Genomic DNA, 14,159 nt, shown 5'->3' with positions numbered 1-14,159 from the left:
CGTCGGCGCACCTTAATGCGCCCGCGAGCCGGTTGTCACGACTGCGAATCGCGGAAGGAACCGCACGTCTCCGGCCGGACGGGGCGAAAGCACCCGGCGAGTTCCGGCGTCAGGCGGCAGGCAGGCCGAGGAGCGTCCGTGCGACCGCCCGCGGAGAGTCGTCGCGCTCCCGTGCGAGAGCGATCAGCGCACGGCAGGCAAGCTCCGTCACACCGAACGACAGGGCCTCCGGCGAGACCCACCCCGCGGCCTCGTCCATCCGGTCCTGGTCGTCCTCGGCGCACGCCGACACATAGGCGGCTGCCGCCTCGAACAGGTTGTGTGTGCGCTTGCCCCCGGCCGCGGCCGCCCGCGCGCGCGAAGACTTGTCGACGAGTCTGCCCACCGATGTGCGGATCCTGTCGAACATGCCAAGCCACCTTCCCCCTGTGTGGTTGCCTTCGCCGACGTGCATGTGCTGCTCTTCAACGTAGGGTTGGAGTCACCGTGGCAGAAGGGGACGAACGGTGAAGCGGTTCGATCGGCTGGAACAGATCCGGCGTCTGCACCCCGAGAAGGACGCCCTGGAGATCTACCGGCTCAGTTCCGCGTACGAGTTCCCCTGGGACTACACCCGCGCCCTGGAACTTGCGCTCTACCGTACGTACGCCGTCCCCGGCATCGGTCGGCTGCTCGCCGAGACAAGGGAGCTCACCGACCGCACACAGAAGCGGTACGACGACACCTCGCTGCTCCTCGACACCGTTGTGGAGCACGGCTTCGACAGCGACGAGGGGCGCACCGCGATCCGCCGCATCAACCAGATGCACCGCAGCTACGACATCAGCAACGACGACATGAGGTACGTGCTGTGCACTTTCGTGGTGATGCCCAAGCGGTGGATCGACGCCTACGGATGGCGCCGGCTGTCCCGGCACGAGACCGTCGCCTCCGCCGTCCACTACCGCACCCTGGGGCGGCACATGGGCATCAAGGACATCCCCGGGACCTATGAGGAGTTCGAGGCCTGCCAGGACGCCTATGAGGCCGCCCACTTCGCCTGGGACCCGCAAGCCCGGCGTGTGTCCGACGCGACCCTGGACCTGATGGCCTCCTGGTATCCGCGCCCCCTCGCACCGGTCCTGCGCCGGGCGACACTCTCCCTGCTCGACGACTCGCTCCTGCGGGCCTTCCGGTACGAGCCACCGAGCGCCGCCACGCGCGCGTGGGTACGCCGTGCGGTCCGAGCCCGCGGCCGCCTCGTCCGCCTCATGCCCCCGCGCCGGACTCCCCACCACGCACGGCAGAACTGGGAGATCAAGGGCTACCCGAACGGCTACCGCATCGCCGACCTGGGCACCCGTCCGGTCCCCGGGGTCAAGGGCTGCCCGGTCCGGCAGGCAGGGGCCTCCTCAACGATCTCCCCCACGGAGTGAGTCGGGCACGTCGAGCGCACCGTCGCATACGACGCGCTCTTCGCGACGCAGCGTCGTTGCGCGGCGAGGGCTGAGACTCAGCCCTCGCGGACGGCCAGGGCGAGGAAGCGGGTGTCCTCGTCGACGTACGACGTCATGCGCCAGCCGGAGCCGGCCAGCAGCGGACCGAGGTTGGCCTCGGCGCGCAGATCGGCGGGGGTGATCCGCCGGCCCTGGCGGGCCGCGAGGGCCGCCCGTCCGACCGGGTGGAAGAGCGCGAGCAGTCCGCCGGGCCGCACCACGCGCGCCAGCTCACGCAGGTTCTCGGCCGGGTGGGGGAGATGCGCGATCAGCCCTGCCGCGAAGACCGCGTCCAGGGACTCCGTGCGCAGCGGAAGCGCGGCCACGTCGGCAAGCAGCAACAGGCCGTCGCGGTCCCGTCCGGCCCGTACCGCTGCCTGAAGCATCGCCGGGGTGAGATCGGCGCCCAGGACCAGACCCGAGGGTCCCACGGCCGCACGCAGCGGCGTCAGAGCCCGCCCCGTACCGCAGCCCGCGTCGAGCACCCGGTCTCCCTCGCGCAGGCCGAGAGCTGCGACCGCCGCGGCGTACGCCGGGTCGTCGTCGGGGAACTTCGCGTCCCAGTCGGCCGCTCGCGCGGTGAAGAACTCCTGGACGTGTGTATGGACGTCGCTCATGCTCCGCATGATCCCTCACCTTCACGAGGGATGTCTCTGTGCACATGTTCGAGCATGACGCGATCGTTCCGTGTCTCGTCTGCGTCAGATTTCATCAGCTTTCGAAATGCGCCCCCTTTGCGCCCCTCCGCCCGGGCTAGCGTCCCGTGGCCATGGGACACCTGGACCACGCCGCATTCGGCTGGCTGACCCCCGTGCTGTCGTACGTGATGGCGTGCATAGGCGCCGCCCTCGGGCTGCGCTGCACGGTCCGTGCGCTCGGCGCCACCGGCAGGTCGCGTCGCAACTGGCTCGTCACCGCGGCCTCGGCCATCGGCACCGGCATCTGGACCATGCACTTCGTGGCCATGCTCGGTTTCGCCGTCACCGGGACCGAGATCCGCTACGACGTGCCGCTGACCATCCTCAGCCTGCTCGTCGCCATGATCGTCGTGGGCGTCGGCGTGTTCGCCGTCGGCTACGGCGGTGGCCGCCCCCGGGCGCTCTTCCTCGGCGGGCTCACCACCGGTCTCGGGGTGGCGAGCATGCACTACCTCGGTATGGCGGCGCTGCGGCTGCACGGGGCGGTGCACTACGACCCGGTGCTCGTCGCGCTCTCCGTGCTGATCGCCGTGGTCGCGGCGACGGCGGCCCTGTGGGCGGCCCTCAACATCAAGTCGCCCATCGCGGTCACCGTCGCCTCGCTCGTCATGGGCGCGGCGGTCAGCAGCATGCACTACACCGGGATGTTCGCGGTGAGCGTCGATGTGACCCCGTCCGGCGAGGTCCTGCCCGGGGCCACGGCGATGCAGTTCATCTTCCCCCTCGCCGTCGGCCTCGGGTCCTACCTCTTCCTGACCTCGGCGTTCGTCGCACTGTCGCCGACCGCCGGGGAGCGCGAGGCCTCCGCGTCGGCCCAGCGGCCGCTCGAGAACGCCGCCCGCTGACCAGGGCCACGGACCACATGTCGCGACACACTCCGAGTGAGAAGGCCATGCGAACACCCCGTAGGACACCCGCGGCCGGCGCCGAGCCGCCGCCCAGGCCACCGGCGCGCGGCCGCCGTGCACACGCCGGCCCGCCGGCCGACGAGCGTGCCGGGGCCGACGAGGTAAGCGGCACGGAACCGCCCGGCACCGCCGTACGGGCGGGACGGTGGCGCATACGGCCGCGCACCGTCCGGGCGAAGATCGTCTGCCTGCTCATGGTGCCCGTGATCTCCCTGATCGCCCTGTGGGCCTACGCCACCGTCAGCACCGCCCAGGACGTCGCCCGGCTGCGCCAGCTGCAGCGAGTGGACTCCACCGTGCGCGTGCCGGTCGCCGACGCCGTGGCCGCGCTCCAGGAGGAGCGCGTCGCCGCCGTGCGCTATGCCACCGATCCCGCCGTCCAGCAGCAGAGCGATCTGCAAGCTCTCGCGGGACGCACCGACCGGGCCGTGGCCGCACTGAGGCTCGGCGGCCACCACACCGTCGCCGACGGCACCGACCTTCCCTCCGGCGTCTCGGGCCGTCTCCAGTCCTTCGTGACCGGGGCCGAACACCTGCGGTCCCTGCGCGGCGACCTACTCGCCCGTCGGGCCGGCTGGAAGGAGGTGTACGAGCAGTACACGAGGACCATCGCCACCGCCTTCCAGGTGGGCGGTGCGCTCACCGGTGTACAGGACGCCGACCTCGGCTCCGACGCGCGCGTGCTGCTCGAGTTCTCCCGCGCGGGCGAGTCGCTAGCCCAGGAGGACGCCGTCCTGGCCGGCGCTCGCCTGGCGCGGAGCCTTGACGGCGACCGGCTCAGGCTGTTCACCGGCGCCGTCGACACGCGCCGCACCCTGACCGCGTCCGCCGTCGCCGATCTGCGCGGCGCCGAGCGCACCTCCTGGAACCTGCTGGCGAAGGGCAGCGAGTACGCCGGCATCGGCGCCATGGAGGACAGGGTGCTTGCCAGACGGACCGGTGCCTCGGCCGTCGCGGCCGCCCCCGAAACCGCCTGGAACCCGGCACACGCGCACGTGCAGGACGGCATGCGGACCATCGAGGCGGAGGCGGGCCGGAGCGTCGCACGCCAGGCCGACCCGTTCACCCGCGGCGTGCTCACACCGGCCGGCGCAGCCGTCCTGCTCGGCCTCGTCGCCGTCGCCGCGTCGCTCGTCATCTCCGTACGCATCGGGCGAGGACTCGTCGTCGAACTGGTGAGCCTGCGCAACAGCGCGCTGGAGATCGCACGCCACAAACTCCCTCAGGCCATGCGCAAGCTGCGCGCAGGGGAGGAGATCGACGTCGACGCCGAGGCGCCCGGCGGCCCGCCCGCCGAGGACGAGACCGGGCAGGTCGCCGAGGCCCTGGGCATCGTGCACCGCGCCGCCCTGCGCGCCGCCGTCGAACGCGCGGAACTCGCCAGCGGAATCTCCGGGGTGTTCGTCAACCTCGCACGGCGCAGCCAGGTCCTGGTGCACCGCCAGCTCAACCTGCTCGACAGCATGGAGCGCCGCTCCGATGATCCGAGCGAACTGAGCGACCTGTTCCGGCTCGACCACCTGACCACGCGGATGCGCCGCCACGCCGAGAGCCTCATCATCCTCTCCGGCGCGGCACCCGGCCGCGCCTGGCGCAGGCCCGTCTCGCTGACCAACGTGGTACGGGCCGCGGTCTCCGAGATCGAGGACTACGCGCGCGTGGAGGTACGGCAACTCCCCGAGGCCTTCGTCATCGGCACCGCGGTCGCCGACCTCACGCACCTCCTCGCCGAACTCATCGAGAACGCCGCACAGTTCTCGCCACCCCACACGCGCGTGCGCGTCAACGGAGAGCCCGTCGGCAACGGCTACGCCGTCGAGATCGAGGACCGGGGGCTCGGCATGGGCAAGGAGACCCTCACCGAGGCCAATCGGCGCATCGAACAGTCCGAGGCGCTCGACCTGTTCGACAGCGACCGGCTCGGCCTCTTCGTGGTCAGCAGGCTCTCCTCCCGGCATGGCATCAAGGTGCACCTGCGCACCTCGCCCTACGGCGGCACCACCGCCGTCGTCCTCCTGCCGACCGCCCTGCTGCACAGCGGCGCAGCGGAACCCCCCCCTCGTACGGCGGACACCGAGCGGGACGAGGACCACGAGTACGCGCGTGTGGCCGCGGTCCCGCCGCAAAGGGAGCCCGTGGCGCAGGTCGTGGAACGGCCCGCGCTGGCACGTTCCGCCCGGGTCGGAGCGGAACACTCCGCCGACCTGCCGCCCGAGAACCGTCCCCCAGGAGTCGCGCCCCTGAGGCTGCACCGCACCGCCGACGACCCCGAGGCATCCGACGACCTCCCGCGACGGGTACGGCAGGCAAGCCTCGCCCCCCAGCTGCGCGACCGACGCGCGGAGGATGGCGCGACAAGCGCTCCCGGCTCCCGGCGCGACGACGAGCGCACCCCCGAAGTGGTACGGGACCGCATGGCGGCCTACCGAGACGGCTGGGCACGCGGCGGTGGCCGCGCACCCGGACCGGCCGCCCGACCCGCCGGCGACAGCAGCGAAGGAGACCCCGCATGATCCAGGACCCGAGCATGAGGGCCGCCCAGCGGTCGGGTGAACTCGACTGGCTGCTGGACGACCTGGTGGTACGCGTGAACGAAGTCCGGCACGCCGTGGTGCTGTCGAACGACGGTCTGGCGGTCGGCGCCTCCACCGGCCTCAGCCGGGAGGACGCGGAACACCTGGCGGCCGTCGCCTCCGGCTTCCACAGCCTCGCCAAGGGCGCGGGCCGCCACTTCGGTGCGGGCGGTGTACGGCAGACCATGGTGGAGATGGACGACGGCTTCCTCTTCGTGGCGGCCGCGGGCGACGGCTCCTGCCTGGCCGTCCTCACCGCCGTTACCGCCGACATCGGCCTGGTGGCGTACGAGATGGCACGACTGGTCAAACGCGTCGGCGAGCACCTCTACACCGCGCCCAGGGTGGGCGCGCGACCGCCCGCCGCCGGATGAGGACCAAGGGCGGTCGCAGATGACCGAGGACAGGACAGGCGTCCCGTACCAGCCGGGCAGCCAGTGGTACGACCACGAGGCGGGCCCCCTCGTGCGGCCCTACGCGATGACGGGCGGCCGCACCAAACCAGGCCCCACCGGGGTGCGCTTCGACCTCATCGCCCTCGTCTCGCTCGATCCCGGGGCACCGAACCTCGACGACGACGCCGCGCTGGGCCCGGAACACCGGGCCCTCATCGACCTCTGCCGCATCGAGACGCAGTCCGTCGCCGAACTCGCCGCGGGGGCCGACCTGCCCGTGGGTGTCGTCCGAGTGCTCCTCGGGGACCTCCTGGAGTTGGGGTGCGTGACGGTCTGCCGCCCCGTACCGCCGGCCCAACTTCCTGACGAACGGATTCTGCGCGAGGTCATCGAGGGACTGAGGGCGCTGTAGGCGATGGACCGTAACCACAGCGGGCCGGACCCGTACCGAGTTGTACGTCCATTCGGGCGCCGAATGGACGACAGGTGGTCGCATCGGTCAAAAAGCGGTCGAACTCCCCGGGGATGCACGGCCGTTGCCATGATGCTGACTCCGCACGGATGTACTGACGTCGACCGTGGTCGGCACTCCCGAGAGAAGTGATCGATGGTCTCCGAGCACTCCGACGCCACCGAGGACGAGATGGCCGCCCTGGCGTTGAAGATACTGGTCGCCGGCGGATTCGGCGTGGGCAAGACCACCCTGGTGGGCGCGGTCAGCGAGATCAGGCCACTGCGCACCGAGGAACTCCTGAGCGAGGCGGGCCAGTCCGTGGACGACACCGACGGCGTGGACCAGAAGGTCACGACGACCGTCGCCATGGACTTCGGGCGCATCACCATCCGGTCCGGGCTCTCGCTCTACCTCTTCGGTACACCGGGTCAGGACCGGTTCTGGTTCCTGTGGGACGAGCTCTCCCAGGGCGCCCTCGGTGCCGTGGTGCTCGCGGACACCCGGCGACTCGAGGACTGCTTCCCGGCGGTGGACTACTTCGAGCACCGGCGCATCCCCTTCGTGGTCGCCGTCAACTGCTTCGCCGGAGCCCGCGCCCACGCGGCCCAGGACGTGTCGCGCGCCCTCGACCTCGACCAGGGCACGCCGGTGGTGCTGTGCGACGCACGGGACCGCGACTCGGGGAAGGAGGTGCTGATCCGCCTCGTCGAGTACGCCGGGCGGATGCACACCGCCCGGCTGCTCGACTCCGTCGGCTGACGCGTCAGCCGGCCAGGGCCGGCCGGTGCTATTCGGCGACGGACGAATAGGCCAGGACCTTCTCGACCCGTACCCGGACGAGGAGTTCTCCCGGGACGCCGTTGCGGGCTCCGAACTCCTCGGCCCGGTCCTCACCCATGTACCGGGCACCGAGCCGTGTCGCCCAGTGCCGCACCTCCTGCAGGTCCTCCGACAACTCGGCCCGCCCGTGCAGCACGACGAAGTCGTACGGAGGGTGGTCGTCGTCCACACACAGGGCGACCCGGCCGTCCCTGGCCAGATTCCGCCCCTTCACGGTCTCCTTACCCGTGTTGAAGACCACGTCGTCGCCGTCCAGCAGGAACCAGATCGGCGCCACATGCGGGCTGCCGTCGGCGCGGACCGTGGAGAGCTTTCCGGTGCGGGTCCCGTGCGAGACGAAGGCCCGCCATTCCTCGTCGGTCATCTTCTGTGCCATACCTCCATCCTGCTTGCCGGGACGGCGGCTGTGGTGAAGGCTGGCTGACCGGATCCTCCGGCCAGGGAGAGCTACAACACGGGGAGAGCGGACCATGGCGCAGAACACGGAGCTCGGCTGGCTCCTGGACGACCTGACCGAGCGCGTGGAGCCCATACGGCACGCGCTGGTCCTGTCCAACGACGGACTGGTGACCGGCACCAGCACCGGGCTGCGGCGCGAGGACGCCGAGCACCTCGCCGCCGTCTCGTCCGGTCTGCACAGCCTGGCCAAGGGCTCAGGCCGCCACTTCGGCGCCGGCCAGGTACGGCAGACCATGATCGAATTCGAGGACGCGATCCTGTTCGTCACGGCGGCCGGGCCGGGAAGCTGCCTGTGCGTGCTCAGCGCCGCCGAGGCCGACATCGGCCAGATCGCCTACGAGATGACACTGATGGTGAACCGGGTCGGGGAGCACCTCGCCGTGGCCGAGCGAGAGCGGGAGCAAAAGCCCGCAGTGGACCTCTGACCTGCGTCGACGGAGGAGCGAGCGGAGTTTTCCACAGGCCCGTTCCCGGATCCGGCGATGAGGCTACGGTCTTTTCCGACGCGGACGCACACGGCGCCCGCAGCGGACTCCACGGGGGAGAACGGCCATGCCCGGACACACGATCACGCCCGTCATCGCGGAAACCACCGGCGCCGCGGACATCACGTCGCGGCCTCCGTCGCTGGCGTTGGGCCGCGCCGCACGTGAACTGGACCTCAGGCGCGGCGAGTTGGACCTCGCCGTCCAGCTGGGCTGTGTGCGGACGGTACCCGACGACAGGGGAGGGGGTCGCCGCGTCACGCGCGCCGAGATCGACCGGGTCCGAGGCCAGGACGGCTTCCCCGAGACGCTTCGGGAACGGGTCGCGACGGTGGGCACAAGGGACGGCGCGGCCCTGATGGACGTGACGCCCGCCCGGTTCACACGGTTCGCACGCCTGGGGCTGATCGTGCCGGTGAGGTGGTATCTGAACCGCTACCGTGCCGTGGTGTGGCTGTATCTGGCCGAGGAGGTCAAGCAGTTCGCCTCCGGGGAGGCGAACGCGCCGCTGCTCACCGGCCGGACGCCGGAGGGACTGCGTGACCAGTTGGAAGCGGGGCTGGACCTGCGGCCCCGCAACTGGCGTGGGCGGCACCTCGGATTCCGGCTGCGGCTGACGGAGGACCCGTGGGCGAAGGCCGCCGTGGTGGCGTCCCTGCTGGACCCGGCGCACGTGGCGGATGTCGTCCGCGATCCGTACGAGCGCGCCGAGCTGTACCGCCTGCGACCTGCCCAGTCCGTGCAGTGGCCGCCCGACTCACCCGCGGCCCGGATCGCCGCGCGGATCATGATCGCGGACGACCCCGACGAGGTCGGCTGGCTCCGGGCCGACCTGGGCCGGGCGCTGATCGAGGCGCGGCGAGAGCGGCCCGCGTCGTGGCTGTCACCGGGAGTCCCCGACGACGAACGCCGGCCCGGGACCGTCCACCGCCCTGCGCCGGTCCATGGGGCCGGGGCCGCGACGGTCTGCGGGAACACGACCGTGCAGAGGGCCACGGACTTGGGCCGGACCGCGGGCCTCACCGAAACGGCCATCCCGGATGAGCCTGTGACCCGCAACGGGACCGCGCCCGACCGGCAGGCGATGGCCGGGCGCCATGAACAGACGCCGTCGCGGGGCGTGCTCGGGTGGTTGCGCCGCAGAAACCCCTGACCGGTGTCGCGGCGACCGGCCGACGCGGGCGTGGGACAGGCGTGCCGTCACCGCTCGAGCCGGCGGAATAGTCCCTCCTGGACGACCGAGACGAGCAGGCGCCCCTCGACGTCGTAGATGCGGCCCCGGGCAAGGCCCCGACCACCCACCGCGATCGGGGACTCCTGGTCGTACAGGAACCACTCGTCCGCGCGGAACGGCCGGTGGAACCACATGGCATGGTCCAGCGACGCCATGTCGAAGCCCCGCGGCCCCCAGAGCGGTTCGACGGGGATGCGGACGGCGTCCAGGAGCGTCATGTCGCTCGCGTACGTGAGCGCGCAGGTGTGCACGAGCGGATCGTCCCCGAGCGGCCCCACGGCACGCATCCACACCGCGCTGCGTGGCTCGGTGTCCTTGATCTCGTCGGTGCTCCAGCGCAACCGGTCCACATAGCGGATGTCGAACGGCTGACGCCGGGCCATCCGCTCCAGCGCCTCGGGCAGCGCGCCCAGATGCTCCTTGACCTCCTGCGCCACCGTCGGCAGCGACTCCGGATCCGGTACCTCGCGGGCCGGCGGCAACTGGTGCTCGAAGCTCCCCTCTTCAGGCTTGTGAAAGGAGGCGGTCAGATTGAAGATTGTGCGGCCCTGCTGCACGGCCGTGACCCGCCGGGTCGTGAAGGACCTTCCGTCACGGACCCGTTCGACCTGGTACACGATGGGCACGCCCGGTATGCCCGGGCGCAGGAAGTACGCGTGCAGCGAGTGCACCGGCCGTTCGCCGTCCGTGGTGCGGCCGGCGGCGACCAGGGCCTGGCCGGCCACCTGGCCGCCGAAGACCCGCTGCAAGGACTCCTGGGGGCTGCGGCCACGGAAGATGTTGACCTCGATCCGCTCGAGGTCGAGCAGGTCGACGAGCCTCTCGGCTGGGTTCGTCATGGGTGGTGTGCTCCTGCACTCACAGCTGGCCGACGTCGGTGACCCGGACGACGGCGCGGCCCTCCGCGTCGGAGGCCGCGAGGTCGATCTCGGCGCTGATGCCCCAGTCGTGGTCGCCGTTCGGATCGGCGAAGATCTGGCGGACCCGCCACAGCCCGTTCTCGGGCTCCTCCTCGATGATCAGCAGTTTGGGGCCGCGGGCATCGGGGCCGGTGCCGAGTTCGTCGTACTCGTCCCAGTACTTGTCCATGGCCGCACCCCACGCCTCGGCGTCCCAGCCGGACTCGGCGTCCATCTCGCCGAGTTCCTCGATCTGGTCGAGGGCGGCGAGCTCCACGCGGCGGAACATGGCGTTGCGGACCAGCACCCGGAAGGCGCGCGCGTTCGCGGTGACCGGCTTGACCTCGTCCGCCTTCTCCTGGGCCTCCTCGGCCGTCATCTCCTCCGGGTTGGCCAGCTGCTCCCACTCGTCCAGCAGGCTGGAGTCGACCTGGCGCACCATCTCGCCCAGCCAGGCGATCAGGTCCTCCAGATCGTCCGACTTCAGGTCGTCCGGGACGGTGTGATCGAGGGCCTTGTAGGCACTGGCCAGGTAGCGCAGCACGATGCCCTCGGTGCGTGCCAGCTCGTAGAACGAGACGAACTCAGTGAAGGAGAGCGCCCGTTCGTACATGTCGCGGATGACCGACTTCGGCGAGAGCGGGTGGTCGCCGACCCAGGGATGGCTCTTGCGGTAGGTGTTGTACGCCTGGAAGAGCAGCTCCTCCAGCGGCTTGGGGTAGGTGACGTCCTGGAGCCGCTCCATGCGCTCCTCGTACTCGACGCCGTCCGCCTTCATCGCGGCCACGGCCTCGCCGCGCGCCTTGTTCTGCTGGGCGATGAGGATCTGACGCGGGTCGTCCAGCGTGGACTCGACGACGGAGACCATGTCGAGGGCGTAGGACGGGGACTCGGGATCGAGGAGTTCGAACGCGGCCAGCGCGAAGGTGGACAGCGGCTGGTTGAGCGCGAAGTCCTGCTGGAGATCGACCGTGAGGCGCACGATGCGGCCGGTGGCGTCCGGCTCGTCGAGCTTCTCGACGATGCCGCCGTCCAGCAGCGAGCGGTAGATCGCGATCGCCCGCCGGATGTGCCGCAGCTGCTGCTTGCGGGGCTCGTGGTTGTCCTCCAGCAGATGGCGCATCGCCTCGAAGGCGTTGCCCGGGCGGGCGATCACCGACAGCAGCATCGTGTGGGTGACCCGGAAGCGGGAGGTGAGCGGCTCCGGCTCGGAGGCGATCAGCTTCTCGAAGGTGTTGTCCGTCCAGCCGACGAAGCCTTCCGGCGCCTTCTTGCGCACCACCTTGCGACGCTTCTTGGGGTCGTCGCCGGCTTTAGCGAGCGCCTTCTCGTTCTCGATGACGTGCTCCGGCGCCTGTGCCACGACGAGGCCGGCCGTGTCGAAGCCGGCACGCCCGGCGCGGCCGGCGATCTGGTGGAACTCCCGGGCGCGGAGGGTGCGCACCCGGCTGCCGTCGTACTTGGTCAGGGCCGTGAACAGCACGGTGCGGATGGGGACGTTGACGCCGACGCCCAGAGTGTCGGTGCCGCAGATCACCTTCAGCAGGCCGGCCTGGGCCAGCTTCTCCACCAGGCGGCGGTACTTCGGCAGCATGCCGGCGTGGTGGACGCCGATGCCGTGCCGCACGTAACGGGAGAGGTTGCGGCCGAACTTGGTGGTGAAGCGGAAGTTGCCGATCAGTTCGGCGATCTGCTCCTTCTCCTCCCGCGAGCACATGTTGATGCTCATCAGCGCCTGGGCCCGTTCCACGGCCTGCGCCTGGGTGAAGTGGACGATGTAGACAGGGGCCTGCCGGGTCTCCAGCAGTTCGGTGAGCGTCTCGGTGAGCGGGGTGCGCCGGTACTCGTAGGAGAGCGGCACCGGACGGGTCGCCGAGCGCACCACCGCCGTGGGGCGACCAGTGCGGCGGGTCAGGTCCTTCTCGAACATCGAGACATCGCCGAGCGTCGCCGACATCAGGATGAACTGTGCCTGCGGCAACTCCAGGATCGGGATCTGCCACGCCCAGCCGCGGTCACCCTCGGCGTAGAAGTGGAACTCGTCCATCACGACCTGGCCGACGTCGGCCTGCCTGCCGTCGCGCAGCGCGATCGACGCCAGGACCTCGGCCGTGCAGCAGATCACAGGCGCGTCGGCGTTGACGGAGGCGTCACCGGTCAGCATGCCGACGTTCTCGGTGCCGAAGAGCTTGCACAGCTCGAAGAACTTCTCCGAGACGAGTGCCTTGATCGGCGCGGTGTAGAAGGTGACCTCGTCCCGGGCGAGCGCCGCGAAGTGCGCGCCCGCGGCGATCATGCTCTTGCCGGATCCGGTGGGAGTCGACACGATCACGTTCGCTCCCGAGACCACCTCGATCAGCGCCTCCTCCTGGTGCGGATAGAGGGTGAGCCCGCGCTCCCCGGCCCACGACTCGAAGGCTTCGTAGAGGGCGTCGGGGTCTGCGGTCTGCGGGAGCTGATCGATGAGGGTCACGCCCCCATCTTGCCTGCCCTCGCACCCGATGAGGGAATCGGCTGCCGACCCGAAGATCATGAACGCTACGCTGTGGCGCCGACAGTAGGTCGACGCACACGGACAACTGGACAGCGCTACAAGAGGAATGGGGCGGGATGCGGCCATGATGGGACCAGCACACTCACTGTCGGGGGCCGCAGCCTGGCTCGGGGTGGGAGCGGCCGCCGCAGCGTCGGGTCATCCGATGCCCTGGCCGGTCCTTCTCGTCGGTGCGCTGATCTGCGCCGGTGCCGCGCTTGCCCCGGATCTGGATCACAAGGCGGCCACCATCTCGCGGGCCTTCGGACCCCTCTCCCGCTGGATCTGCGAGATCGTCGACAAGCTGTCGTACGCCGTCTACAAGGCGACCAGGAAGCCGGGCGATGCACGCCGGTCGGGCGGTCACCGCACGCTCACGCACACCTGGCTGTGGGCGGTGCTGATCGGGGCGGGAACGGCCGTGGCGGCCGTCACGGGCGGCCGCTGGACCGTGCTGGCCATCCTCTTCGCGCACATGGTGCTGGCCATCGAGGGACTGCTGTGGCGGGCGGCGCGCGGTTCGAGCAGCGATGTGCTGGTGTGGCTGCTGGCCGCGACGAGCGCGTGGATTCTGGCCGGCATACTCGACAAACCGGGCAACGGTGCCGACTGGCTGTTCACCGCGCCGGACCAGCACTACCTGTGGCTCGGCCTGCCGATCGTCCTCGGCGCCCTGGTGCACGACATCGGGGACGCGCTGACGGTCTCCGGCTGCCCGATCCTGTGGCCGATCCCCCTGGGCCGCAAGCGCTGGTATCCGGTGGGCCCGCCCAAGGCGCTGCGGTTCCGGGCGGGCAGCTGGGTCGAGCTGAAGGTGCTGATGCCGGCGTTCATGCTGCTGGGCGGGGTGGGCTGCGCGGCGGCGCTCAACGTCATCTGAGGGCGGCTGGGGGACGGCGGCCGTTCGACGGGTGCGGCGGCCTACTGGCCGGAGTCGCCGTCTGCTCCCTGTCCCCTGGCGTAGCGCCGCTCGAAGCGGGCGATGCGCCCCTCCGTGTCCACCGTGCGGGCCTTGCCCGTGTAGAAGGGGTGGCTCTCGGAGGAGATCTCGACGTCCACCACCGGATACGTCGCCCCGTCGTCCCACTCGATGGTCTGGTCACTGGTCGCGGTGGACCGGGTGAGGAAGGCGTAGCCCGCGGCGCGGTCGCGGAAGACGACGGGGTGGTAGTCGGGGTGCTTGTCCTGCTGCATGGGGCCTCCTTG

General features: G+C 70.8%; 15 protein-coding genes. 9 read left to right on the top strand and 6 right to left on the bottom strand.

All coding sequences use genetic code 11. The features are described from left to right. Positions 1–109: 109 nt before the first annotated feature. The gene (locus tag ACIRC0_RS02440; protein ID WP_403610147.1) at positions 110–409 is read right to left on the bottom strand and encodes a hypothetical protein; all 300 of its coding nucleotides are present in this window, start codon (positions 407–409) and stop codon (positions 110–112) included. A gap of 97 nt (positions 410–506) precedes the next feature. On the opposite strand from ACIRC0_RS02440, the gene ACIRC0_RS02435 reads away from it, so the two are divergent. Continuing rightward, a complete protein-coding gene (locus ACIRC0_RS02435; RefSeq protein WP_403610145.1) occupies positions 507–1,415 on the top strand; it encodes an oxygenase MpaB family protein in 909 nt (302 codons plus the stop codon). 77 nt (positions 1,416–1,492) lie between these two features. Here the strand turns inward: ACIRC0_RS02435 and ACIRC0_RS02430 are convergent, their stop codons facing one another. Continuing rightward, entirely contained in the window at positions 1,493–2,092 is a 600-nt protein-coding gene (locus ACIRC0_RS02430; RefSeq protein ID WP_403610143.1) for a class I SAM-dependent methyltransferase, read from the bottom strand. Positions 2,093–2,244: 152 nt separating this feature from the next. Between ACIRC0_RS02430 and ACIRC0_RS02425 the strand changes: the two genes are divergently transcribed. From ACIRC0_RS02425 to ACIRC0_RS02405, 5 genes are all read left to right on the top strand, one after another. Next, the gene (locus ACIRC0_RS02425) at positions 2,245–3,018 is read left to right on the top strand and encodes an MHYT domain-containing protein (protein WP_403612650.1); all 774 of its coding nucleotides are present in this window, start codon (positions 2,245–2,247) and stop codon (positions 3,016–3,018) included. 47 nt (positions 3,019–3,065) lie between these two features. After that, on the top strand, positions 3,066–5,594 hold the full coding sequence (locus ACIRC0_RS02420; protein WP_403610141.1) for a nitrate- and nitrite sensing domain-containing protein: 2,529 nt from the start codon (positions 3,066–3,068) through the stop codon (positions 5,592–5,594). Beyond that, positions 5,591–6,028: a roadblock/LC7 domain-containing protein gene (locus ACIRC0_RS02415; protein WP_403610139.1), complete on the top strand. Its 438-nt coding sequence runs from the start codon at positions 5,591–5,593 to the stop codon at positions 6,026–6,028. The genes ACIRC0_RS02420 and ACIRC0_RS02415 overlap by 4 nt, the downstream gene beginning before the upstream one ends. 19 nt (positions 6,029–6,047) lie before the next feature. Next, entirely contained in the window at positions 6,048–6,461 is a 414-nt protein-coding gene (locus tag ACIRC0_RS02410) for a DUF742 domain-containing protein (protein WP_403610137.1), read from the top strand. Between the two features lie 195 nt (positions 6,462–6,656). After that, on the top strand, positions 6,657–7,262 hold the full coding sequence (locus ACIRC0_RS02405; protein WP_200420205.1) for an ATP/GTP-binding protein: 606 nt from the start codon (positions 6,657–6,659) through the stop codon (positions 7,260–7,262). Positions 7,263–7,290: 28 nt separating this feature from the next. Here ACIRC0_RS02405 and ACIRC0_RS02400 read toward each other — a convergent pair whose 3' ends face one another. Further along, positions 7,291–7,719: a PPOX class F420-dependent oxidoreductase gene (locus tag ACIRC0_RS02400; RefSeq protein WP_403610133.1), complete on the bottom strand. Its 429-nt coding sequence runs from the start codon at positions 7,717–7,719 to the stop codon at positions 7,291–7,293. A gap of 94 nt (positions 7,720–7,813) precedes the next feature. Here ACIRC0_RS02400 and ACIRC0_RS02395 point away from each other — a divergent pair, with 94 nt between their 5' ends. Continuing rightward, entirely contained in the window at positions 7,814–8,227 is a 414-nt protein-coding gene (locus tag ACIRC0_RS02395; protein ID WP_403610130.1) for a roadblock/LC7 domain-containing protein, read from the top strand. A gap of 127 nt (positions 8,228–8,354) precedes the next feature. Continuing rightward, on the top strand, positions 8,355–9,440 hold the full coding sequence (locus tag ACIRC0_RS02390; protein WP_403610127.1) for a DUF6397 family protein: 1,086 nt from the start codon (positions 8,355–8,357) through the stop codon (positions 9,438–9,440). 47 nt (positions 9,441–9,487) lie between these two features. Here ACIRC0_RS02390 and ACIRC0_RS02385 read toward each other — a convergent pair whose 3' ends face one another. Together ACIRC0_RS02385 and ACIRC0_RS02380 are read right to left on the bottom strand one after the other, a co-directional pair. Continuing rightward, positions 9,488–10,360, bottom strand: a complete 873-nt coding sequence (locus tag ACIRC0_RS02385; protein ID WP_403610125.1) for an acyl-CoA thioesterase — start codon at positions 10,358–10,360, stop codon at positions 9,488–9,490. Between the two features lie 19 nt (positions 10,361–10,379). Further along, positions 10,380–12,893, bottom strand: coding sequence for a DUF3516 domain-containing protein (locus ACIRC0_RS02380; RefSeq protein ID WP_403610123.1), 2,514 nt, complete (start codon positions 12,891–12,893; stop codon positions 10,380–10,382). A 145-nt stretch (positions 12,894–13,038) separates the two neighbouring features. Between ACIRC0_RS02380 and ACIRC0_RS02375 the strand changes: the two genes are divergently transcribed. Beyond that, a complete protein-coding gene (locus ACIRC0_RS02375) occupies positions 13,039–13,833 on the top strand; it encodes a metal-dependent hydrolase (protein WP_403610121.1) in 795 nt (264 codons plus the stop codon). Between the two features lie 41 nt (positions 13,834–13,874). Here ACIRC0_RS02375 and ACIRC0_RS02370 read toward each other — a convergent pair whose 3' ends face one another. Further along, entirely contained in the window at positions 13,875–14,147 is a 273-nt protein-coding gene (locus ACIRC0_RS02370; RefSeq protein ID WP_200420199.1) for a type B 50S ribosomal protein L31, read from the bottom strand. Positions 14,148–14,159 lie beyond the last annotated feature (12 nt).

Source organism: Streptomyces sp. NPDC093984, from assembly GCF_044764595.1.
In the GTDB taxonomy this organism is placed as follows: Bacteria; Actinomycetota; Actinomycetes; order Streptomycetales; family Streptomycetaceae; genus Streptomyces; species Streptomyces cynarae.
Note: the sequence above shows the minus strand (reverse complement) of the source record. Positions and strands in the feature narration are given on the sequence as shown.

Bases quoted from the DNA above. Each gene is read 5' to 3' on its own strand.
- ACIRC0_RS02395 (WP_403610130.1), top strand. From the start codon at position 7,814: ATGGCGCAGAACACGGAGCTCGGCTGGCTCCTGGACGACCTGACCGAG.
- ACIRC0_RS02405 (WP_200420205.1), top strand. From the start codon at position 6,657: ATGGTCTCCGAGCACTCCGACGCCACCGAGGACGAGATGGCCGCCCTG.
- ACIRC0_RS02440 (WP_403610147.1), bottom strand. From the start codon at position 409: ATGTTCGACAGGATCCGCACATCGGTGGGCAGACTCGTCGACAAGTCT.
- ACIRC0_RS02385 (WP_403610125.1), bottom strand. From the start codon at position 10,360: ATGACGAACCCAGCCGAGAGGCTCGTCGACCTGCTCGACCTCGAGCGG.
- ACIRC0_RS02390 (WP_403610127.1), top strand. From the start codon at position 8,355: ATGCCCGGACACACGATCACGCCCGTCATCGCGGAAACCACCGGCGCC.
- ACIRC0_RS02370 (WP_200420199.1), bottom strand. From the start codon at position 14,147: ATGCAGCAGGACAAGCACCCCGACTACCACCCCGTCGTCTTCCGCGAC.
- ACIRC0_RS02420 (WP_403610141.1), top strand. From the start codon at position 3,066: ATGCGAACACCCCGTAGGACACCCGCGGCCGGCGCCGAGCCGCCGCCC.
- ACIRC0_RS02430 (WP_403610143.1), bottom strand. From the start codon at position 2,092: ATGAGCGACGTCCATACACACGTCCAGGAGTTCTTCACCGCGCGAGCG.
- ACIRC0_RS02400 (WP_403610133.1), bottom strand. From the start codon at position 7,719: ATGGCACAGAAGATGACCGACGAGGAATGGCGGGCCTTCGTCTCGCAC.
- ACIRC0_RS02415 (WP_403610139.1), top strand. From the start codon at position 5,591: ATGATCCAGGACCCGAGCATGAGGGCCGCCCAGCGGTCGGGTGAACTC.
- ACIRC0_RS02425 (WP_403612650.1), top strand. From the start codon at position 2,245: ATGGGACACCTGGACCACGCCGCATTCGGCTGGCTGACCCCCGTGCTG.
- ACIRC0_RS02410 (WP_403610137.1), top strand. From the start codon at position 6,048: ATGACCGAGGACAGGACAGGCGTCCCGTACCAGCCGGGCAGCCAGTGG.
- ACIRC0_RS02375 (WP_403610121.1), top strand. From the start codon at position 13,039: ATGATGGGACCAGCACACTCACTGTCGGGGGCCGCAGCCTGGCTCGGG.